Genomic DNA, 20,021 nt, shown 5'->3' on the forward strand with positions numbered 1-20,021 from the left:
TGGACAAGGGAGGAAGTGCGACGACCGGCGGACCCCCGCCCGCCCGGCTGCCTTTCCGGCCGCTTGCCGTTCTGACTTTGACTTGATGAATGACTTGATGGATGTGGACGACGGACTCAGGGTGTCTCCTGCCCTGCCGAACCGCCCGGACACCCATGGATTCTGCACGAACCGTGTGACACTGGTAACGCAACGATCACACAGCGACAACTGACGCGTAACTCTTTGCGCCATACGCGAGAATCACCCCGACTCAGTCGGCCAGCGCCGCTTCGAGCGTCTCGTGGACGGTGAAGACGGCATCGGCTCCCGTGATCTCGAACACTCGGGCCACCACCGGCAGCATCCCCGCCAGATGGACCCCACCCCCCACGGCCTCGGCCTTGAGCCGGGCGCCGAGAAGCACGTTCAGCCCCGTCGAGTCACAGAATTCGAGTCGTGAGCAGTCGACCACGAGGCGTTTGAAGCCGTCGTCGACACAGGCCTCAAGCGGCTCGCGCAACAAATCGGCGGTGTGGTGATCCAACTCACCCGCCGGGGTCACGACGGCGCTGCGGCCCTCATTCCGGACTTCGACCAGAAGCCGGCCCCTGTGTGCACTGCCGACCGTCCCGCGGTCCATGCCGTCACTCTCTTCCCGACCGTCGTGGGCTGTTTACCGCGCGCGATGACGCGCGATGACGCCCTTGAACATTACGCCTTCCCTACGGTCCCGGGTAGCCGAACAACCCCCCGAATTCGGACATTTCGCTACAGAACGCACTTGCGACTCCGACGCGGAAGCGGGTAGGGGTAGAAGAGACACCAATCGACACGGACGGCCATGGAGGCGCCGCACACCGCAGTGCACGTAGTGGCATCGGCAGCCATATGCCGAGAACGATGGAGGAGACCATGTCACCCCGGCTCGACGAATCGCGCACTGACCAGGCGACGTCGACACCCCCGCCGAACCGCACCGACACCCGTACGCCGGGCATCTCGGGCCCCGCCGCCGAGGGCGCACGGGCCGCGACGGCAGAGCGCCCGCTCGCCGACACCGCGACCGCCCCCGACACCGCCGAGCGGCCCGGATGCGTCGGCGAGAGCCTTTCCGGGCTCCCCGAGATCCCCCCGTACGACGAAGTGGCGCCACTGGACGCCCGCGCGCTGTCCAAGACCCTCTTCGAGCGGCTGGAGTCCCTCGAGGAAGGCACGCACGAGTACGCGTACGTACGCAACACCCTCGTCGAACTGAACCTCGCCCTGGTGAAGTTCGCCGCCTCCCGGTTCCGCTCCCGCAGCGAGCCGATGGAGGACATCATCCAGGTCGGCACCATCGGCCTGATCAAGGCGATCGACCGCTTCGAGCTCAGCCGCGGCGTCGAGTTCCCCACGTTCGCGATGCCGACGATCGTCGGCGAGATCAAGCGTTTCTTCCGCGACACGTCGTGGTCGGTGCGCGTCCCGCGCCGGCTCCAGGAGCTCCGCCTCGACCTCGCCAAGGCGGGCGACGAACTCGCCCAGAAGTTCGACCGCGCGCCGACAGTGGCCGAACTCGCCGAGCGCCTCGGCATCTCGAACGAAGAGGTCGTCGAGGGCATGGCGGCGTCCAACGCCTACACCGCGAGCTCGCTGGACGCCCAGCCGGAGGAGGACGACTCCGAGGGCGCCCTCGCCGACCGCATCGGCTACGAGGACCACGGCCTCGAAGGCATCGAGTACGTCGAGTCGTTGAAGCCGCTGATCGCCGAACTCCCGCCCCGGGACCGGAAGATTCTCTCGCTGCGCTTCGTCGCCAACATGACGCAGTCGGAGATCGGCGAGGAACTCGGCATCTCGCAGATGCACGTGTCGCGGCTGCTTTCGCGCACACTCGTGAAGCTCCGCAAGGGGCTGACGCTCGAAGAGTGAGCGTGTGAGCGCACGCCGCTTCCGCCGTCCTCGATCGCCGGACGGGCTCAGTGAGTCGAGCCCGTCCGGCGATCGTTTTCTCTCACCCTCCCCCGCCCCCGCCGCCCGCACTGCCTGCGCTGTCCCCGGGTGACGCGTACGCGCGCAGGAAGACGTCCACGGCCGCTGCCGCGGTGGCGCGCAGCTCGGCGGCCGGGACGCGGCGCGTGCCCAGCCGGGAACGGGACTCCAGAGGCCCGGCGAGCAGGGCGAAGAAGTGCTCGGCCGCCGGCTCCGGATCGCACGGGCGCAGCCGCCCCGCCAGCGAGAGGCGGGCGAGCCGGTCGGCGAGTGCCGCGGCCGGGCGCTGCGCGACGCGCTCCTGGACGATCTCGACCAGGTCCGGGAACTGCGTCACCTGCGCGTACGTCAACCGCCGCAGCGCGTGGGCCCGTTCACCGCACCAGATGCCCGCGAGCCGCTGCGCCAGGTCGGTCAGCGCGTCCCGCGGGTCCTCGTCCCGCGCCCGGTCGCGCAGCTGCTCGACCGCCGCGAGGAGCTCCGCGAGCAGCGCGTCGGCCTCGGCCTCGACGGCATGGCGGAAGAGGGACTCCTTGTCGTTCAGGTGGTTGTAGACGGTCGGCTTGGCGACCCCCGCCTCCTCCGCGATCTCCTGGACGCACGCCTGCGCGTACCCGCGCCGCGAGAAGACGACGAACGCGGCGCGGAGGATCGCCTCCCTCTTGTCGACGCGCCCACGCGGGGCGCCCTTGGGCCTGCCGGATCCACGGGATCCGCGGGATCCACCGGGCCCGTCGCCGGGACTGCTTGACGCAAAGGCACGACCGAGGAGCAGAAGGCCCGTGTGCTCACGCTGATGCGGCGCACGGCGTCCGTCGAGTCGGTCTCCTTCGGCACGGTCGGCCAGGCCCTCGGCGACCCCGCCGACGGCTTCACGCACGCCTACTGCGTGGGCATCGAGGACCTGCCGGCCCTGGAGCGGTACATGTACGACCCGGTCCACCTCGCGGGAGACCTGGAGATCATTCCCCATCTGGCCAGGATCGCCGTCGGCCCCGACGTCTCCGACGACATGGACCCGGCGCTGGCCGGCCGGCTCATGGCGATGCACGAGGAGAAGGCCGCCCGCCATCCCGAGTGGGCGGCCGATCTCGGGCCGCTCGTCACGTTCGCCTGAGGTCCGTCAGCGCACGCGTACGCCCCGCTGCCACACCCGCGAGACCAGCGGAACCCCCGGCCGGTACGCCAGGTGGACGTGGCTCGGCGCGTCCAGGAGGGCCAGGTCGGCGCGGGCGCCGGGGGTGAGGCGGCCCACGTCCGTGCGGCGCAGGGCCGCGGCGCCGCCCGCCGTGGCCGCCCACAGCGCCTCGTCCGGGGTCATCCCCATGTCCCGTACGGCGAGGGCGATGCAGAAGGGGACCGAGGACGTGAAGGACGAGCCCGGGTTGCAGTCCGTGGAGAGGGCCACCGTGGCGCCCGCGTCGAGGAGGCGGCGGGCGTCGGGCCACTCGGCGCGGGTGGAGAACTCGGCGCCGGGCAGGAGGGTGGCGACCGTGTCGCCCTGTGCCAGGGCGTCGACGTCCGCGTCCGTCAGGTGCGTGCAGTGGTCCGCGCTCGCCGCGTCCAGTTCGACCGCGAGCTGGACGCCCGGGCCGTAGCTGAGCTGGTTGGCGTGCACGCGCGGGTGCAGGCCCTTCGCCTTGCCCGCCGTCAGGATCGCCCGCGCCTGGTCGCCGTCGAACGCGCCCTTCTCGCAGAACACGTCCACCCAACGGGCGTGCGGGGCGCACGCGTCCAGCATCTCGCCCGTCACGAGGGCCACGTACGCCGCCGGGTCGTCCGCGAAGTCCGGGGACACGATGTGGGCGCCCAGGAAGGTGACCTCGTCCGTGTGGCGGGCCGCGATGCGCAGGGCGCGGGACTCGTCCTCGGTCGTCAGGCCGTAGCCCGACTTCGTCTCGAACGTCGTCGTGCCCTGGAGCAGGGCCTCGCGGAGGTAGTGGGTGACGTTCGCCTCCAGCTCCGCGTCCGTGGCCGCGCGGGTCGCGGCGACCGTCGTGCGGATACCTCCGGCCTCGTACGGGCGGCCCTCCATGCGGGCGTTGAACTCCTTGGTGCGGTCGCCTGCGAAGAGGAGGTGGGAGTGGGAGTCGACGAAGCCGGGGATGGCCGCGCGGCCCTCGGCGTCGTACGTCTCGTCCGCCTGCGGGGCCTTGGCGGAGGGGCCCACCCAGGCGACGGTCTCTCCCTCCAGGACGAGGGCGGCGTCCTCGACGAGGCCGAGGGGGCCCTCGCCGAGGGCGGGGTCGTTGGTGACGAGGGCGGCGATGTTGGTGATGGCGGTCGTGGTGGTGGTGGTCGTCGTCATGGTCCTGTCCGGGGGGTGGGTGCGGGGCGGGGGCCTTGCCGGGGGCTCCCCAGTCCCGCCCCTTCCCGAAACCGGGGCTCCGCCCCTGGGCCCCGGGGGTGGGGGTCCCGGGCGGGTGGGACAGACCCCCGCCGTATCGCCGCTTCGCGGCTCGTCCTCAATCGCCGGACGGGCTAGGAGGTTGCCGGGGCGGGCGGGAAATGTGCCGGTTGATCTCAGCCCGTCCGGCGTTTGAGGACGAGGCGCGGAGCGCCGATCAGCGGGGGTCCGGGGGCGGCAGCCCCCGGGTTCGGGAAGGGGTGGGACTGGGGCGCCCCGCGCAGGTCAGTGCAGCGCTGCCACCGCCTCTGCCAGTGCCGATGCCGCGTCGGGAATCAACGTGTGCGCGCCGTCGCGGACGACGTGGCGGCCGCCGACGACGGTGTGCCGGACGTCCACCGCGGAGGCGGCGAAGACGGCGACCTCCGCCGCGAGCCGCGGCACGGCCCCGGCGGTCCGCACGGAGTCGAGGGCGACGGTGGTGAAGTCGGCGAGGGCGCCGGCTTCGAGGGAACCGGCGTCGGCCCAGCCGAGGGCGGCGTGCCCGTCGGCGGAGGCGGCCCGCAGGAGGGCGGCGGCGGTCCAGTGCCCGCGGGTGCGCGAACGGAGGCGTTCGTTCAGCTCCATGGCCCGCGCCTCTTCGAAGAGGTCGATGACGGCGTGGCTGTCGCTGCCGAGGGAGAGGGTGCTGCCGGCGCGCTGGAGGGCGGGCGCGGGCCCGATGCCGTCGGCGAGGTCCCGTTCGGTGGTCGGGCACATGCAGGTGCCGGTGCCGGACCCGCCGATGAGGGCGATGTCGGCGTCGGTGAGGTGGGTGTTGTGGACACCCGTGGTGCGGGGACCCAGCACCCCGTGGTCGGCGAGGAGCCGCGTCGGCGTACGGCCGTGGACGGCGAGGCAGGCGTCGTTCTCGGCGGTCTGCTCGGAGAGGTGGACGTGCAGGGGCGCCCCGCGCGAGGCGGCCCACTCGGCGACGGTCCCCAACTGCCGCGCGGGCACGGCCCGTACGGAGTGGATGGCGGCGCCGAGGCGCACGTGCTCCCGGTCGCCCTCCTTCAGGAGGGACACCCGCTCGGCCCAGGCCTCGGCCGTGCCGTCGGAGAAGCGGAGCTGGTGGTGGTTCGGAGGCTCGCCCTCCGCGGCGCTGCGCAGGCCCGCGGCGACGTACGCCGTGTCGAGGAGCGTGATGCGGATGCCCGCGTCGGCCGCCGCGGCGATCAGCGCCTCGCCCATCGCGTTCGGGTCGGCGTACCGCGTGCCGCCGGGCGCGTGGTGGAGGTAGTGGAACTCGCCGACGGCCGTGACCCCGGCGAGCGCCATCTCCGCGTACACGGCCCGCGCGAGGGCGTGGTACGTCTCCGGGGTGAGCCGGTCGGCCACGGAGTACATGACCTCGCGCCACGTCCAGAACGTACCGCTGCCCACCTGGACGGTGGAGCGCAGCGCGCGGTGGAAGGCGTGCGAGTGGGCGTTGGCGAGGCCGGGCAGGGTCAGGCCGCGCAGGACGGTCGCGCCGGGCGGCGGGGCCGCGACGCCCGTGCGGACGGCGGCGATCCTGCCGTCCGCGTCGACGTCGAGCGCCACGCCGGGCTCGACGCCCGGGTCCAGCCAGGCGTGCTCGGCCCAGTAGGTGTGCGTCAGCGGCACGCGAGACCCTCCAGTACGTCGGCCAGTGCGCGCACCCCGGCCAGGCAGTCGTCCTCGGCCGCGTACTCGGCGGGCGAGTGCGAGACACCCGTGGGGTTGCGCACGAACAGCATGGCGGTCGGGATCGACTCCGACAGGATGCCCGCGTCGTGTCCCGCGCCCGTGCCGAGGACGGGGATCTCCCGGCCGGTGCGCTCCCGCAGGACCGCGCCCAGCTCGTCGCGCAGGGCGTGCTCGAACTCCACGACCGGCGTGAAGGACTCCCGTACGACGTCCAGGTCGATGCCGTGCCGGTCCGCGTACTCGCGGGCCGCCTTCTCGATCGCCGTGACGACGGTGTCCAGGGTGTCCTGGTCGGCGGCGCGCGAGTCCAGCCAGCCGCGGACCAGGGACGGGATGGCGTTGACGCCGTTCGGCTCGACCGCGATCTTGCCGAAGGTGGCGACGGCGCCCGCGAGCTCGGCCTCGCGGCGGGCAGCGAGCACCGTCTCCGCGTACGACAGCATCGGGTCCCTGCGGTCCACCAGGCGCGTGGTGCCCGCGTGGTTGGCCTCGCCGCGGAAGTCGAAGCGCCAGCGGCCGTGCGGCCAGATGGCGCTGGCGATGCCGACGGCGTCGCCGGACAGGTCCAGGGCTCGGCCCTGTTCCACGTGCAGCTCCACGAACGCGCCGATCCCGGCGAGGCGTTCGGGGTCCGCGCCGATCGTCGACGGGTCGTAGCCCGCCGCCTCCATCGCCTCCGGGAGGCTGACGCCGTCCGCGTCGCGCAGTTCGTACGCCGCCTCGCGGGTCAGCTTGCCCGCGGTGAGGCGGGAGCCGACGCAGGCCAGGCCGAAGCGGGCGCCCTCCTCGTCGCCGAAGTTGGTGATCGCGAGGGGCTTGGTGAACGTCGCTCCCCTGGCGCGGAGTTCGTCGAGCGCGGCGAAGGACGACACGACGCCGAGGGGGCCGTCGAAGGCGCCGCCGTCGGGGACGGAGTCCAGGTGGGAGCCGGTGACCACGGCGTCTCCCTGGGCCGGGTCGCCGAGCCAGGCCCACTGGTTGCCGTTGCGGTCCGTCTCGTACGTCAGGCCTCGGGTCTCGGCCTGCTCCTGGAACCAGGTGCGGCAGTCCGCGTCGGCGCCGGTCCAGGCGGAGCGCCTGTAGCCGCGTGTGCCCGGGTCACGCCCGATGGGGCTGAGGTCGCGCCACATCGCCGTGAAGTCGGGCGCCGTCTGCGACTGCGGCGCCGTCGTGGCCGGGCGCGCGGTTCCCCGCGCCCCTTCGGGGCGCTTCACTCGCCCTCCCGCATGGGAACGCGTACGCCCCGCTCGTCCGCCACCGAGTCGGCGATGTCGTAGCCCGCGTCGACGTGCCGGACGACCCCCATCCCGGGGTCGTTCGTCAGGACGCGCCGCACCTTCTCGCCGGCGAGCTTCGTGCCGTCGGCCACCGACACCTGGCCCGCATGGATGGAGCGGCCCATGCCGACGCCGCCGCCGTGGTGGAGGGAGACCCAGGAGGCGCCCGACGCCACGTTCACCATGGCGTTGAGGAGCGGCCAGTCGGCGATCGCGTCGGAGCCGTCGAGCATGGCCTCGGTCTCGCGGTAGGGGGACGCCACCGAGCCGCAGTCCAGGTGGTCGCGGCCGATGGCCAGGGGGGCCTGGAGTTCGCCGGACGCCACCATGTCGTTGAAGCGCTCGCCGGCCTTGTCCCGCTCGCCGTAGCCGAGCCAGCAGATGCGGGCGGGCAGGCCCTGGAAGTGGACGCGCTCGCCGGCCATCTTGATCCAGCGGTGCAGGGACTCGTTCTCCGGGAAGAGGTCGAGGATCGCCTTGTCCGTCTTGTGGATGTCGCTCGCCTCGCCGGAGAGGGCCGCCCAGCGGAAGGGGCCCTTGCCCTCGCAGAAGAGGGGGCGGATGTAGGCGGGCACGAAGCCGGGGAACGCGAACGCCCGGTCGTAGCCCGCGAGTTGGGCCTCGCCGCGGATGGAGTTGCCGTAGTCGAAGACCTCGGCGCCCGCGTCCATGAAGCCGACCATGGCCTCGACGTGCTTGGCCATGGACTCGCGGGCGCGCTGCGTGAAGCCCGCCGGGTCCTTCTCGGCCGCCGTCGCCATGTCGTCGAAGTCGACGCCCGAGGGCAGGTATGCCAGCGGGTCGTGGGCGGAGGTCTGGTCCGTCACGATGTCGACGGGGGCGCCCTCGGCGAGCATGCGCGGGAGCAGGTCCGCGGCGTTGCCGAGGAGACCGATGGAGAGCGGGCGGCGGGCGTCGCGGGCCTCGACGGCGAGCTGGAGGGCGTGCTCCAGGGAGTCGGCCTTCACGTCCAGGTACTTGTGCTCGATGCGGCGCTCGATGGCGCGCGGGTCGACGTCGATACAGATCGCGACGCCGTCGTTCATCGTGACGGCGAGCGGCTGGGCGCCGCCCATGCCGCCGAGCCCGGCGGTGAGGGTGATCGTCCCGGCGAGCGTGCCGTTGAACTTCTTCGCGGCGACGGCGGCGAACGTCTCGTACGTGCCCTGGAGGATGCCCTGCGTACCGATGTAGATCCAGGAACCGGCCGTCATCTGGCCGTACATGGTGAGGCCGAGCGCCTCGAGGCGGCGGAACTCCTCCCAGTTCGCCCAGTCGCCGACCAGGTTGGAGTTGGCGATGAGCACGCGCGGCGCCCACTCGTGGGTCTGCATCACGCCGACCGGGCGGCCGGACTGGACGAGCATCGTCTCGTCCTGCTTGAGGGTCTTCAGGGTGCGCACCATGGCGTCGAAGGAGCGCCAGTCGCGGGCCGCCTTGCCGGTGCCGCCGTAGACGACGAGCTTGTCGGGGTGCTCGGCGACCTCGGGGTCGAGGTTGTTCTGGAGCATCCGGAGGGCGGCCTCCTGCTGCCATCCCAGGGCGCTCAGTTCCGTACCGCGCGGGGCCCGTACGGGGCGGGGTCCTGACATGGCAGTGCCTCCTCGGTGCTGTGACGGCTCGATGCTGTGACGTTGATATTCACATCCTGGGGTCGTGAATAGACCTAGTCAATAGCGCAGCGGGGCAGCGAGGGCGGCGCACGGGTGATTGTCTGGATCACATGGGCCTCGACGACAAGATCGACGACAAGGACGGCAAGGGCCGCGCGGCCGACCGGCGGGCGGACGACGACGCGACGGATCAGTTCACGCGCGTCCTCGGGCAGGCCCCGCCCCAGGGCACCCCCGCCCGCGACCGCCGCGACCAGGCGATCCGCGCCGCCGTCGAGCAGGGCATCGTCGGCCCGGACGCCCCGCTCGCCGGGCTCCTCGACGTCGCCGGGATCCGCGCGGGCGCCGCCGCCCTGCGCGCCGCGTTCGCCGAGGTCGCCGCGCCCGGCACCCGGGTCCTGCACGCCTTCGCCGTGAAGGCGACCCCCCTCGTCCCGGTCCTGCGCCTCCTGCACGACGCCGGGATCGGCGCCGAGGTCGCGAGCCCCGGCGAGCTGGCCCTCGCCCGCGCCGCCGGGATACCGCCCGCGCACACCGTCCTCGACTCCCCCGCCAAGACCCCCGCGGAGCTGCGCGAGGCCCTCGCCCTCGGCATCGCCGTCAACGCCGACAACGCGCAGGAACTGGCCCGCATCGACGCCCTCGTCCAGTCCGCGCCCACCCGGTCGCCCGTCGGGATCCGGGTGAACCCGCAGGTCGGCGGCGGCGCGATCGAGGCGCTCTCGACGGCCACGGCCACCTCCAAGTTCGGGGTGCCGCTGCGGGACGAGGGCGCCAGGGAGTGGGTCGTGCGCGCGTATCTGGACCGGCCCTGGCTGACCCGCCTGCACACGCACTCCGGGTCGCAGGGCATGCCCCTGGAGCTGATGACCGCCGGTGTCGCGGCCGCGTACGCGCTCGCCGAGGAGATCAACGCGCGCGCGGGCAGCCGCCGGATCGACACCCTCGACATCGGCGGCGGCCTGCCCGTCAACTTCGCGTCGGACGAGCAGACACCGACGTTCGCCCAGTACGCGCGGCTCCTCAAGCGCGAGGTGCCCGGGCTGCTCGACGGGCGCTACGGCCTGGTCACCGAGTTCGGCCGCTCGCTGCTCGCCAAGCACGGGACGCTGCTCGCGCGGGTGGAGTACGTGAAGTCGGCGGGCGGGCGCCCCATCGCGCTGACGCACGCGGGCGTGCAGGTGGCGACGCGCACGGTGTACGCGCCCGAGTCGTGGCCGCTCAGGATCGCCGCGTACGACGCGAAGGGACGACCCAAGTCCGGCCCCGGCACCGGTCAGGACGTCGCGGGCCCGGCCTGCTTCGCGGGCGACCTGCTCGCCAGGGACCGGGAGCTGCCGCCGCTCGAACAGGGCGACCACGTGGCGGTGCTCGACACCGGCGCGTACTACTTCGCCCACCACTACTCGTACAACAGCCTCGCCAGGCCCGCGATCCACGGCTTCGCGGCGGGTCCGCGGGAGGAGGGCGGGGGCGTGCGGTTCTCGGTGGTGCGCGCGCAGCAGCGCGTGGAGGAGATCGTCGCCGAGTCGGGCGGCGGGGCGCGGGACGCGTTGCGCGAGCTCTGAGGCACGGGGCCCCGGAAGGGGCCCGGGGCCTCAGAAGGGGCCGGGGCCTCAGAAGCGGTGGACGCCCAGGTCGCGCACCGTGGCGGCGAGCGCGCGGACGAGGTCGTTCTCGGCCTCGGTGCGCCAGACCAGGGCGAAGGTCATGGTCGTCAGGTCCGGCACGGGCAGCCAGCGGATGTGCGACAGGCCCCAGTAGCGGGTGACATGGCCGGGGAAGCTGTGGATGATCTCGCCCATGCCGACCATGCCGATCAGCTCGTCGGCGTTGTCCGCGACCGCCACGCGCTCGATCGCCCGGCCCCGCGGGGTGTGGAAGGGCAGATAGCTGTCCTCCCAGTAGTCCGGCAGGGCGAGGGCGGTGCTGTGCGGGAAGTCGGCGAACAGCTCCAGGGGCACGGAGTCCCGCCCCGCGAGCGGGTGGTCGGCGGCCACGGCGAGGATCCGGGAGTCGGTGCACAGGGTCGGCCCGACGGTGAAGTCCGGCTCCTCCACCGGCAGCCAGGCCACCATGACGTCCATGGCGCCGCTGCGGAGCTGGCCGAACACGTCGGTGAAGGTGGTCTGGCGGATCTGGAGCCCCCACTGCGGGTGCCGCGCGCGGAACTCCTTCCAGTAGGGGTGCAGGTCGACGAGGTTGAAGGGCAGCATGCCGACGCGGAGCTGCGCGGTGACGCCGCGTGCGGCCAGCCGGGCGCGCTCCAGGGACTGGTGCAGGCCCGCGTAGACCGGCTGCAGGTCGTCGCGGAACTGGCGGCCGACCTCCGTCAGGCACACCGTGCGGCTGGTGCGGGTGAACAGCTCGGCGCCGATGCGCCGCTCCTGCTTCTTGATGGCCTGGCTGACCCGCGCCTGGGACACGTGCAGCCGCTGCGCGGTCCTGCCGAAGTGCAGCTCCTCGGCGAGGACCAGGAATATCTCGATGTCCCGCAGTTCCACCGGCCCCCCAGCCGTCCGGCGATAACCCAGTGGTTATCGGACGTCGCGAAAACTCGCCTTGATCATATGTGGGGGCCGCACGAGGGTTGAGGGCATGCGAGTACGCGTACAAAGCCCCGTGAACCACCCATGAGCGGTGCCGACGACGCCATCGATCTGACCGCGTTGTACGCGATGCACGACGCCCTGCGCCGGGAGCTGGCCCGGCTGGACCGGGTCACCGCCACCGCCGGCCACGACCCCCGGCACGTCCTCGCCACCGCCGCCGGATGGCAGCTCCTGAAGAAGGCGCTGCGCGCCCACCAGTCGGCGGAGGACGAGGCGCTGTGGCCGCCGCTGCGCCACCGCCTCGCCGGACGCCCGAAGGACCTCGCGGTGCTCGCGGTGACGGAGGCCGAGCACGCCGCCATCGGCCCGGTGGTCGAGGCCATCGACGCGACGCTGGCCGACCCGGGGGCCGACGCGCTGCGCCTCGGCCTGCTGACCGACGCGCTGACCAGCGGCGTCGCCGGTCACCTCGACCACGAGGAGGACACCGTCCTGCCGCTGGTCCGGCGGGAGTTGACGGCCGAGCAGGGGAAGCGCTTCGGCCGGGTCCAGGCCCGGCGGATCGGCCCGGACGCGCCCTTGCTGCTGCCGTGGCTGCTCGACGGCGCCGACGAGCCGACGGTGCGGCGGCTCCTCGCCCCGCTGCCCGCGGCCACGTGCGCCGCGTACGTCGACCGGTGGGCCCCCGCGTACGCCCTCCTGGACCGCTGGAGCGCGGGCACCGCGAGCTGACGCGACGCGCACGCCTCGACGGACCCGATCGCCCCGTCAGGGCCGAAGGACCGGACCGACCCGACCACCCCGGCCATCACACCCCCTCGACGACTTCGACCACTTCGACCACCTGAACCACCCCGCAACCACCCCGCCGACCACAGGAGTCACCGCCTTGTCCGAACCCGCCCTGCCCGAGCCCGCCCTGCCCCGCCCGCTCCCGCACGTCACGGACGCCGACGCCGCCGCCTGGCACCGGGTCGTCGCCGCCTCCATGACCCATGACCTACCAGGCGTGCTGCCACCAGGACCCGAGCAGATCCGCGCCCGCCTCACCAAGCCCGCCCTGGACAGCCACCGGCTGACCTGGCTGGCCGCCGGGCCGGACGGCGTGCCCGTCGGCGTCGCGGGCCTGCGCCTCTTCGGCTCCGCAGGGCGCAGCCACCTGGCCGAGCTCGAACTCCACGTGGACCCCGCGCACCGGCGCCTCGGCACCGGCTCCCGCCTCCTCGCGGCGGCCGTGGCGGCCTGCCGCGCCGAGGGCCGCCGCAGCCTGATCGCCGAGGCCGCCGCCGACGGGCCCGGCCGGGCCTTCGCCGAACAGCGGGGCTTCCGCGGGGCGTTGACCCTGGACCACCTGCTGCTGCGCCTCGACGACGTGGCCGCCGCCGACCTCGCGAAGGCCGCCGACGCCGAGCACCCCGGCTACCGCCTCACCGGCTGGACCGGCGCCGTCCCCGAAGGCCTCGCCGCCGCCTTCGCCGCGGCCAAGAACGCGATGAACGACATGCCCATGGGCGACCTGGACTACGGCAGCGTGGCGTGGGACACCGACCGCGTCCGCGCCATGGCCAAGGTGGTGGCCGACCGCGGTGACACGCTCCTGACGGTCGCCGCCGTCCACGACGACGGCACCATGGCGGGCTACACCGAGATCCTGATCCCCCAGGGCGCGCCGCCCCGGGTCCAGCAGTACGACACGGCGGTCGTGCCCGAACACCGCGGCCACGGACTGGGGTTGTGGGTCAAGGCCGCCATGGTGCGCAGGCTGCGCGCCGAGCACTTCGGCGTCGCCGAGATCGAGACGGACAACGCCGACGACAACGTCCACATGCTCGCGGTCAACCACGCCCTGGGCTTTCGCACCTACCGGCGCACGCGCGAGTTCCAGCTCGACGTGCCCACGTCCTGACCCCGGTCCCGGCGATCCCGTGAGCCCCGTGATGCCCGTGCTCTCCCTGCTCTGCCTGCTCCCTCTGATCCCCCTGGCCCTGGCCGTCCTCGTCACCCTCAAGGAGCCCTGATCCGGGCGGGGCCGCCCGTGGGGCCGATCGCGGGTTGTTCTCGAACTCCCGCTTCATCGGCCCCCGCACCGGGAAGAAGATCCCTCCCAGCCGGAAACGGCACTCCGTCACACTCGGGGGAGGCTCCTGTGACGACGTCAGGAACCAGCGGCACCACCAACCCACCGGCCGCCGAGGATCCGGGCCTGAAACGGGTGCTCGGCCCCAAGCTGCTCATCCTCTTCGTGATCGGCGACATCCTCGGCACCGGCATCTACGCCACCACCGGCAAGGTCGCGGGAAAGGTCGGCGGCGCGCTGTGGCTGCCGTTCGCGATCGGGTTCGTCGTGGCGATCCTGACGGCGGCCTCGTACGTGGAACTGGTGGGCAAGTACCCGAAGGCGGCCGGGGCCGCGCTCTACACCCAGAAGGCGTTCAAGGTCCCCTTCCTCACCTTCATCATCGCGTTCATGGTGATGGCGTCGGGCCTGGCGTCGGCGAGCGCGGCGGCGCGGGCCTTCAGCGGTGACTATCTGAGCGAGCTGACCGGGGACGCGCTGCCGCCGACGCTCGTGGCCGTCACGTTCATCCTGGTCCTCGCGGCGCTGAACCTGCGCGGCGTCTCGGAGTCCGTGAAGACCAACGTCGTGCTGACGGTGGTCGAGCTGACCGGGCTGCTCATCATCCTCTCGATCGGCGCGTGGGCGGTGCTCAGCGGGGACGGGGAGCCCGCGCGGCTCACCGAGTTCGAGACGGACGGCACCGGGTACGCCCTGCTGACCGGCGTGCTCGGGGCGACCGCGCTCGGCTTCTTCGCCTTCGTGGGCTTCGAGGACTCGGTGAACATGGCCGAGGAGACGAAGGACCCGACGCGCACGTTCCCCAAGGCGATCTTCATCGGGGTCGCCGTCACCGGCACGATCTACGTCCTGGTCGCCCTGGTCTCGTCGCTCCTCGTCGACCACAAGACCCTGTCGGGCTCCAGCGGGCCGCTGCTCGAAGTGGTGAAGGCCGGGGGCGTGGACTTCCCGCACAAACTCTTCGCCCTCATCGCCCTGTTCGCGGTCACCAACTCGGCCCTCATCAACATCATGATGGCCTCCCGGCTCTGCTACGGCATGGCCAACGAACGCATCCTGCCGCGCGCCATGAGCCGCGTCCTGCCCCGCCGCCGCACCCCGATCGTGGGCATCGTCTTCGTCTCGCTCCTGGCCGTCGGCCTGGTGACGACGGGCGAGATCGAGGGCCTCGGCGACACGACCGCGTTCCTGCTCCTGTGCGTGTTCGCCGTCGTCAACGTCGCCGTCCTCGTCCTGCGCCGCGACCCGGTGGACCACCCGCACTTCCGCACCCCCACGGCGCTGCCGGTCCTCGGCGCGATCACGGCCCTGATCCTCGCGAGCCCGCTGGCGGACCGCCCGGCGGACGTCTACATCCGCGCCGGGGTGCTGCTCGCGATCGGCATCGGGTTGTGGGTGGTGAACAAGGTGGTACTGCGGGCGCGCGCCGAGGACTGACCCACCGGCCCGAGGGACGCCTCGATCATTTGCCCGATACATCTGGTCAGTGACGGGCCGTTCCCGAAACGGCCGCCGAACCGATCGCGTCGGGCTCGGGCATGTTCCCCAGGGAAATACCCATTCCTCACGGAACTTCGGCTTCTCTGCGTACTTTCCTCTCTCCGGGCGGCTCGGGCCGGCCGGCGGGGTGGTGGGGGCCACCCCTGTTCCACCCTGGGGAAGGGGAAGCCACGTGCCCGGTATCGACGAGTGTCTGCTCGAGGCGATGACACTGCCCGGTGCGCGCGGAGCGGCGATCGTCGACTGGACCAGCGGGCTCGCCCTCGGTTCGGTCGGCGATTCGCCGAACAAGGACCACGAGGCGACGGCCGCGGAGACCGCCGAGGTGGCGCGCTCGGCGGCCGAGTACCGGGCGTTCGTCGAGTCGCACGACGGCTTCCCGGGCGAGGCCCCGCCCGACGAGCGGCTCCCGGTCGAGGACCTCCTGCTCAGCACGAGGAACGGGTTCCATGTGATCCGCTTCGTGGAGACGAGCTTCGACAGCAGCGTCTTCCTCTACCTCTGGCTCGACCGGGACACCGGCAACCTCGCGCTCGCCCGGATCCGGCTGCGGGACCTGTCCGAGCGGCTGGTGCTGAGGTGACGGCCGTGTGGGAGAGCGCGCCGACGCGGGCACCGGCCGCCGCGCCCGCCGCCTTCCCGATGCTGATGCGCCTGGCCGCCGAGCGCGCCACCGGGGTGTTCCTGCGCGACCAGGGCATCCTCTACCTCGCCGAGGGGCACGTCGTACACGCCGAGAGCCCGTCGGCGCCCGGCCTCGACGTGCTGCTCACCGTCGGCGGCGCGCTGCCCGCGCAGAACTGGCAGGAAGCCCTCACCCGGGCGGGGGCCCGGCACGAGGTGGGCCAGGACCTGGTCGGCAGCGGCCGGGTGACCGCGGGCGAGCTGGAGCTGTGCCACCTCGGCGCGCTGTTCGACGCCGCGTTCTTCGCCCTGGGCCCGGCGAGCGGGCCCACCCGCTTCCGCTACGGGGTCACGCACTGGTTCGGCCGGGTGCGCCCCGTGCCGGCCGCCGTCGTGGCGCGCGAGACCCGGCGGCGGCACGCGCTCCTGGACAGCGTCTGGCCCTGCGCGGACGTGGACACCGCCCCGGTCGTGCCCCGCCGGCCGGCGCCCGGCCAGACGGTCACCGGCCGCCAGCGCGCCCTGCTGCGGCTCGCCGACGGGGTCCGCACGCCGAAGGCGATCGCCTGGGCCCTGGGCCGCCCCACCTTCCACACCCTGGTCGAGATCAGACGCATGGCCGCCGCCGGACTCGTGGAGAGCCCGCGGACACGGGCCCAGGACCCGGACTCGCCTCTTTCCGAGCCCGCATCGGCCCTCCCCGAACCCGCGTCGCCGCCCCTCCCCGGACCCGCCGCGCCCGACTGCGTCGAGCCGGACATCGCGCTGCTCCGCCGGATCCGCGACGCGCTGGAGGCCACCCTGTGACGCTCCGCACCGCCCGCCGGACCGAGCCCTCGGTCCCATGAAGTTCACCGTGCCCTGGAAGCGCGCCGGGAGGAGAAAGCTGATGGCGGCCGAAGCCGACGTACTCGGCGAACTGAGACGACTGCGGACCCGGATACCCCAGCTCAGGGGCGCCCTGACCGCCAGCGTCGACGGGCTCGTGCTGGCCCAGGACACCACCGACATCGAGGCGGAGGGCGTGTGCGCGCTCACCGCGGCGGCGCTCGGGGTGGCCCTGCGGCTGTCCGAGGCCACCCACCAGGGCGGCTTCCGGGAACTGCTGATCCGCGGTGAACAGGGCTATGTGGCCACGTACACCGCGGGTTCCACGGCGGTGCTCACCCTGCTCGCCGAACCCCGCGTGAACGTGGGCCGACTGCATCTGGAAGGCCGCCGCTCCAGCGTGCTCATCGGCGAGCTGGTCGACGCCGCCACCGGACGCACCGGCGGCACCGGAGATACGGAGGACGCCGCGCCATGACCCCCACCACACCCTCATCGCCCTCGTCACGGGCATCCACCAGACGGAAAGGAAGTGCAGCCCTCATGGCCAACACGGAGACCGCGCTCAAGGAAGCGAGCACGTCGATCGAAGGCGTCATCGGCACCGCCCTGGTCGACTACACGAGCGGCATGGCGCTCGGCACGCTCGGCGGCGGCAAGGACATGGACCTGTCCGTGGCCGCGGCGGGCAACACGGACGTCGTCCGCGCCAAGCTGCGCACGATGGAGATGCTGGGCCTCAAGGACGAGATCGAGGACATCCTGATCTCGCTCGGCTCCCAGTACCACCTCATCCGGCTCATCAAGGGGCGCAACAACAACGGCCTCTTCCTGTACCTGGCGCTCGACAAGAGCAGGGCCAACCTGGCCATGGCCCGCCACCAGCTCAAGCGCATCGAGGCGAGCCTGGACGTCTGACAGGACCCGGGCGGGCGGCCCCGGCCCACCAACCCCGGTACCGCCCGCCCGGCTGCTCCAGGAACGACCCGCTGCTCCACGGACACCCCGCTACTCCACGAACAGCCCCCGCTCGGCCGCCCCCACGTCGAACTCCTCAAGGCGGGCCTGCGCGTCGGGAAGCCCGTCGCACATGGCCTCAAGGAGCACCCGCCCCAGCAGCATCGGCGCGCAGGCCGTGTCGAAGGCGAGCCCCGTCCCGACGGCGGCGGGCAGCAGCAGATCGCTGTGGGCGGCGACGGGCGCGAACGCGGAGTCGGCGACGGTGACCACGGTCAGGCCGGTGGAGCGGGCGTAGGCGAGGGCGTCGACGACCTCGCGGGGGTGGCGGGGCAGCGCGAAGCAGAGCAGCGCGGAGGCCCCGGCGCGCACGGCCGCGTCGACGCGGTCGGTCAGCATGGAGCCGCCCTCGTCGAGGAGGCGCACGTCGGGGTGGACCTTCGCCGCGAAGTAGGAGAAGCCGTAGGCCTGGGACGCGGCGGCCCGCAGGCCGAGGACGGGCAGCGGCCGGGACGAGGCGAGGACGCGCCCGGCCCGCTCCACCGGCGCCGGGTCGGCGAGGAGTTCGGAGAGGTGCCGCAGGTTCTCGATCTCGGCCTGCACGGCCTGCTGGTACTCGTTGAGGTCGGCCTCCGCTCCGGCCTCGGCGGGGGCGACCTCCCGCAGGTGGCGGCGGAGCGCGGGGTAGCCGTCGAAGCCGAGGGCGACGGCGAAGCGGGTCACGGACGGCTGGCTGACGCCGGCGAGTTCGGCGAGCTCGACGCTGGAGAGGAAGGGCGCGTCGGCGGCGCGCCGCACCATGCAGTGGGCGATGCGCCGTTGGGTGGGCGTCAGCCGGTGCCCCTCGAAGAGCACCTGAAGCCGCGCCGCGGGACTGTCACTCATGCCGTACCTCGTCGCTCTGTCAACGTGATCCCCTCGTCACCGGCCGCGTCCCCGATGCCCCCGATGCCCCCGGAGTTCCCGATGCCCCCCGTGCCCAGGTGCTCCCACAGCTCCGTGAACCGGTCGAGGAGGGCGGCCGCCGCCGTCACATCATCCGTCAGCGGGCGGTCCGCGGTGTCCTGCTCAAGGACCTCGGCGGCGAGTTCGTACGCCCGGGCCACCGGGAGCCCGGGTTCGAGGCGCAGCTCGCGCTGGCGCAACGCCCGTACGGCGGCGACCAGTTCGCAGCCCACCACGAGCCGGTAGGCGCCGCACGCCCGCAGCGTCTGGCGCGCCGCGAGGGAGGCGAAGCTGGCCTGCTCCTCGACGCCCCGGGAGAGGACGGCGTGGCCGAGCGAGGCGGGGGCCGAGAACGCCCGCAGGTCGCCGAGGGCGGCGCCCGCCGCGTACTCCAGGATCATCACCCCGGACGAGGCGGGCTCCGCGTCGGCGAGGAAGGGGCGCAGGCGGGTGAACGCCGGTTCGTTGAGGGTGGAGAGGCGGGAGCTGGACAGTCGGGCGGCCTGGGTGACGGCGAGCCTGAAGTGGTCCAGGGACAGGGCGAGTTGGGCCATGTAGAAGCCGCCGTGGTGGTAGGCGGCCATGTCGGCGGGCGAGATCAGGGGGTTCTCGGCGGCCGCGTTGATCTCGACCGTCAGAACGTTCTCCAGGGCGTCGGCGGCGTCGTGCGCGGGCCCGTGGATCTGCGGGACGCAGCGGAATCCGTACGGGTCCTGGATCCGGCCGAGCGGCGGTGTCGGGCGGTCGGCGGCGCCGAGGAGGCGGCGCATGCTCCCGGCGACGGCGTAGGAGCCGGGGTGCCGCCGCGCCTCGTGGACGGGCAGCGCGTACGCCTCGTAGGAGCCGTCGACCGCGAGCAGGGAGAGGGCCGCCACCACCTGGGTCGCGCCGAGGAGTCCGCGCAGTTCGTGCAGGGCGAGGGCGGACTGGCCGAGGGTGAGGGCGTTGCTGCTGATCAGGGCGAGCGCGTCGTTGTTGTCCAGGGGCTGGGGGCGGGGGGCGGCGCCCTGCCAGGGGTGTTCGCCGGCGAGGGCGAGGCCCATCTGGGAGAGGGCGGCGATGTCGCCGGTGCCGACGGAGCCGAACTCGTTCACCACCGGGTACGCCCCGGTCTCCAGGGCCTCGCAGAGCGCGGTCACGACGCTCGGGCGCAGTCCGGCGCCGCCCGCGAGGAGCTGGTTGGCGCGCACGGCGAGCATGGCGCGGACCTCGCGGGCGGGCAGCTCGGCGCCGATGGCGCCCGCGTGGGAGCGCAGCAGGCGCAGGCCGTGGTCGGCGGCGGCCTCGGTGGGGACGTCCTCGGTGCGGTTGGCGCCGACGCCGGTGGAGCGGCCGTACACGCGGCCCCAGGAGGCGATCTGGCGGGCCGCGTGCCAGGACTCCTCGACGCGCTTGAGGGCGTCGGTGCCGGGCACGGGCCGCGCGGCGGAGTCGGCGAGGCGGACGACGTCGGCGACGGGCAGGCCGAGGCCGTCGATGACCACCACGGGGACCTCGGCGACCTCGGCGGCCTCGCCGGTCGGGGACGTCACGCCGGAACCGGAACCTCCACCGGCCACCACGTCCGCGATATGAGACGGCATCACGCGCATTTCCTCCTCAAACCGGACCGCCTATCTCGCCCGTCGAGCACTCGTT

The 20,021-nt window shown here is 73.1% G+C and carries 19 protein-coding genes; 10 read left to right on the forward strand and 9 right to left on the reverse strand.

Features of this window, described 5'->3' with window-relative positions; translation table 11 throughout:
* Positions 1-253: 253 nt before the first annotated feature.
* On the reverse strand, positions 254-622 hold the full coding sequence (locus tag AB6L24_RS20510; RefSeq protein ID WP_030360701.1) for an STAS domain-containing protein: 369 nt from the start codon (positions 620-622) through the stop codon (positions 254-256).
* 260 nt (positions 623-882) lie between these two features.
* Here AB6L24_RS20510 and AB6L24_RS20515 point away from each other — a divergent pair, with 260 nt between their 5' ends.
* Entirely contained in the window at positions 883-1,893 is a 1,011-nt protein-coding gene (locus AB6L24_RS20515; RefSeq protein WP_405657319.1) for an RNA polymerase sigma factor SigF, read from the forward strand.
* Positions 1,894-1,975: 82 nt separating this feature from the next.
* On the opposite strand, the gene AB6L24_RS20520 is transcribed toward AB6L24_RS20515, so the two are convergent.
* Positions 1,976-2,605 (reverse strand): TetR/AcrR family transcriptional regulator, encoded by a 630-nt coding sequence (locus AB6L24_RS20520; protein ID WP_405663176.1) that lies wholly within the window; start codon positions 2,603-2,605, stop codon positions 1,976-1,978.
* A 237-nt stretch (positions 2,606-2,842) separates the two neighbouring features.
* On the opposite strand from AB6L24_RS20520, the gene AB6L24_RS20525 reads away from it, so the two are divergent.
* Positions 2,843-3,070: a hypothetical protein gene (locus AB6L24_RS20525; RefSeq protein WP_405657320.1), complete on the forward strand. Its 228-nt coding sequence runs from the start codon at positions 2,843-2,845 to the stop codon at positions 3,068-3,070.
* Positions 3,071-3,076: 6 nt separating this feature from the next.
* Here AB6L24_RS20525 and hutI read toward each other — a convergent pair whose 3' ends face one another.
* From hutI to hutU, 4 genes are all read right to left on the reverse strand, one after another.
* Positions 3,077-4,261, reverse strand: a complete 1,185-nt coding sequence (gene hutI, locus AB6L24_RS20530) for an imidazolonepropionase (RefSeq protein WP_405657321.1) — start codon at positions 4,259-4,261, stop codon at positions 3,077-3,079.
* 324 nt (positions 4,262-4,585) lie between these two features.
* The gene (locus AB6L24_RS20535) at positions 4,586-5,941 is read right to left on the reverse strand and encodes a formimidoylglutamate deiminase (RefSeq protein ID WP_405663178.1); all 1,356 of its coding nucleotides are present in this window, start codon (positions 5,939-5,941) and stop codon (positions 4,586-4,588) included.
* Positions 5,938-7,140, reverse strand: coding sequence for an allantoate amidohydrolase (locus AB6L24_RS20540; RefSeq protein ID WP_405663180.1), 1,203 nt, complete (start codon positions 7,138-7,140; stop codon positions 5,938-5,940). Before AB6L24_RS20540 ends, AB6L24_RS20535 begins: the two co-directional genes overlap by 4 nt.
* Positions 7,141-7,220: 80 nt before the next feature.
* The gene (gene hutU, locus AB6L24_RS20545; RefSeq protein WP_405657323.1) at positions 7,221-8,879 is read right to left on the reverse strand and encodes a urocanate hydratase; all 1,659 of its coding nucleotides are present in this window, start codon (positions 8,877-8,879) and stop codon (positions 7,221-7,223) included.
* A gap of 131 nt (positions 8,880-9,010) precedes the next feature.
* On the opposite strand from hutU, the gene AB6L24_RS20550 reads away from it, so the two are divergent.
* A complete protein-coding gene (locus tag AB6L24_RS20550) occupies positions 9,011-10,468 on the forward strand; it encodes a diaminopimelate decarboxylase (RefSeq protein WP_405657324.1) in 1,458 nt (485 codons plus the stop codon).
* Between the two features lie 48 nt (positions 10,469-10,516).
* Here the strand turns inward: AB6L24_RS20550 and AB6L24_RS20555 are convergent, their stop codons facing one another.
* Positions 10,517-11,404, reverse strand: a complete 888-nt coding sequence (locus tag AB6L24_RS20555; RefSeq protein ID WP_380845260.1) for a LysR substrate-binding domain-containing protein — start codon at positions 11,402-11,404, stop codon at positions 10,517-10,519.
* 129 nt (positions 11,405-11,533) lie between these two features.
* Between AB6L24_RS20555 and AB6L24_RS20560 the strand changes: the two genes are divergently transcribed.
* The 7 genes from AB6L24_RS20560 (at position 11,534) to AB6L24_RS20590 (ending at position 17,399) form a co-directional block, all read left to right on the forward strand.
* On the forward strand, positions 11,534-12,184 hold the full coding sequence (locus AB6L24_RS20560) for a hemerythrin domain-containing protein (RefSeq protein WP_405657326.1): 651 nt from the start codon (positions 11,534-11,536) through the stop codon (positions 12,182-12,184).
* A gap of 157 nt (positions 12,185-12,341) precedes the next feature.
* Positions 12,342-13,358 carry a GNAT family N-acetyltransferase gene (locus AB6L24_RS20565; protein ID WP_405657328.1) on the forward strand — a complete coding sequence of 339 codons (1,017 nt, stop codon included), beginning with the start codon at positions 12,342-12,344 and terminating at the stop codon, positions 13,356-13,358.
* Positions 13,359-13,598: 240 nt separating this feature from the next.
* Positions 13,599-14,966, forward strand: coding sequence for an APC family permease (locus tag AB6L24_RS20570; RefSeq protein ID WP_405657330.1), 1,368 nt, complete (start codon positions 13,599-13,601; stop codon positions 14,964-14,966).
* A 235-nt stretch (positions 14,967-15,201) separates the two neighbouring features.
* Positions 15,202-15,612 (forward strand): hypothetical protein, encoded by a 411-nt coding sequence (locus AB6L24_RS20575; RefSeq protein WP_405657331.1) that lies wholly within the window; start codon positions 15,202-15,204, stop codon positions 15,610-15,612.
* Between the two features lie 59 nt (positions 15,613-15,671).
* Positions 15,672-16,460 carry a transcriptional regulator gene (locus AB6L24_RS20580; RefSeq protein ID WP_405663181.1) on the forward strand — a complete coding sequence of 263 codons (789 nt, stop codon included), beginning with the start codon at positions 15,672-15,674 and terminating at the stop codon, positions 16,458-16,460.
* Between the two features lie 82 nt (positions 16,461-16,542).
* Complete coding sequence (locus AB6L24_RS20585; RefSeq protein WP_380845275.1) at positions 16,543-16,959, forward strand: roadblock/LC7 domain-containing protein; 417 nt, start codon at positions 16,543-16,545, stop codon at positions 16,957-16,959.
* Positions 16,960-17,024: 65 nt separating this feature from the next.
* On the forward strand, positions 17,025-17,399 hold the full coding sequence (locus tag AB6L24_RS20590; protein ID WP_405657333.1) for a hypothetical protein: 375 nt from the start codon (positions 17,025-17,027) through the stop codon (positions 17,397-17,399).
* Between the two features lie 90 nt (positions 17,400-17,489).
* Here AB6L24_RS20590 and AB6L24_RS20595 read toward each other — a convergent pair whose 3' ends face one another.
* Positions 17,490-18,323 (reverse strand): MurR/RpiR family transcriptional regulator, encoded by an 834-nt coding sequence (locus AB6L24_RS20595; protein WP_405657334.1) that lies wholly within the window; start codon positions 18,321-18,323, stop codon positions 17,490-17,492.
* Complete coding sequence (locus tag AB6L24_RS20600) at positions 18,320-19,966, reverse strand: aromatic amino acid ammonia-lyase (protein ID WP_405657335.1); 1,647 nt, start codon at positions 19,964-19,966, stop codon at positions 18,320-18,322. The genes AB6L24_RS20595 and AB6L24_RS20600 overlap by 4 nt, the downstream gene beginning before the upstream one ends.
* Positions 19,967-20,021: the final 55 nt, after the last annotated feature.

Source organism: Streptomyces sp. RK9 (assembly GCF_045070545.1).
GTDB lineage: Bacteria > Actinomycetota > Actinomycetes > Streptomycetales > Streptomycetaceae > Streptomyces > Streptomyces alboflavus.

Excerpts from the sequence above, each read along its gene's own strand:
- AB6L24_RS20595 (WP_405657334.1), bottom strand. The coding sequence starts at position 18,323 with ATGAGTGACAGTCCCGCGGCGCGGCTTCAGGTGCTCTTCGAGGGGCAC.
- AB6L24_RS20600 (WP_405657335.1), bottom strand. The coding sequence starts at position 19,966 with ATGCCGTCTCATATCGCGGACGTGGTGGCCGGTGGAGGTTCCGGTTCC.
- AB6L24_RS20590 (WP_405657333.1), top strand. The coding sequence starts at position 17,025 with ATGGCCAACACGGAGACCGCGCTCAAGGAAGCGAGCACGTCGATCGAA.
- AB6L24_RS20580 (WP_405663181.1), top strand. The coding sequence starts at position 15,672 with ATGCTGATGCGCCTGGCCGCCGAGCGCGCCACCGGGGTGTTCCTGCGC.
- AB6L24_RS20510 (WP_030360701.1), bottom strand. The coding sequence starts at position 622 with ATGGACCGCGGGACGGTCGGCAGTGCACACAGGGGCCGGCTTCTGGTC.
- hutU (WP_405657323.1), bottom strand. The coding sequence starts at position 8,879 with ATGTCAGGACCCCGCCCCGTACGGGCCCCGCGCGGTACGGAACTGAGC.
- hutI (WP_405657321.1), bottom strand. The coding sequence starts at position 4,261 with ATGACGACGACCACCACCACCACGACCGCCATCACCAACATCGCCGCC.
- AB6L24_RS20515 (WP_405657319.1), top strand. The coding sequence starts at position 883 with ATGGAGGAGACCATGTCACCCCGGCTCGACGAATCGCGCACTGACCAG.
- AB6L24_RS20560 (WP_405657326.1), top strand. The coding sequence starts at position 11,534 with ATGAGCGGTGCCGACGACGCCATCGATCTGACCGCGTTGTACGCGATG.
- AB6L24_RS20550 (WP_405657324.1), top strand. The coding sequence starts at position 9,011 with ATGGGCCTCGACGACAAGATCGACGACAAGGACGGCAAGGGCCGCGCG.
- AB6L24_RS20585 (WP_380845275.1), top strand. The coding sequence starts at position 16,543 with ATGGCGGCCGAAGCCGACGTACTCGGCGAACTGAGACGACTGCGGACC.
- AB6L24_RS20540 (WP_405663180.1), bottom strand. The coding sequence starts at position 7,140 with ATGTGGCGCGACCTCAGCCCCATCGGGCGTGACCCGGGCACACGCGGC.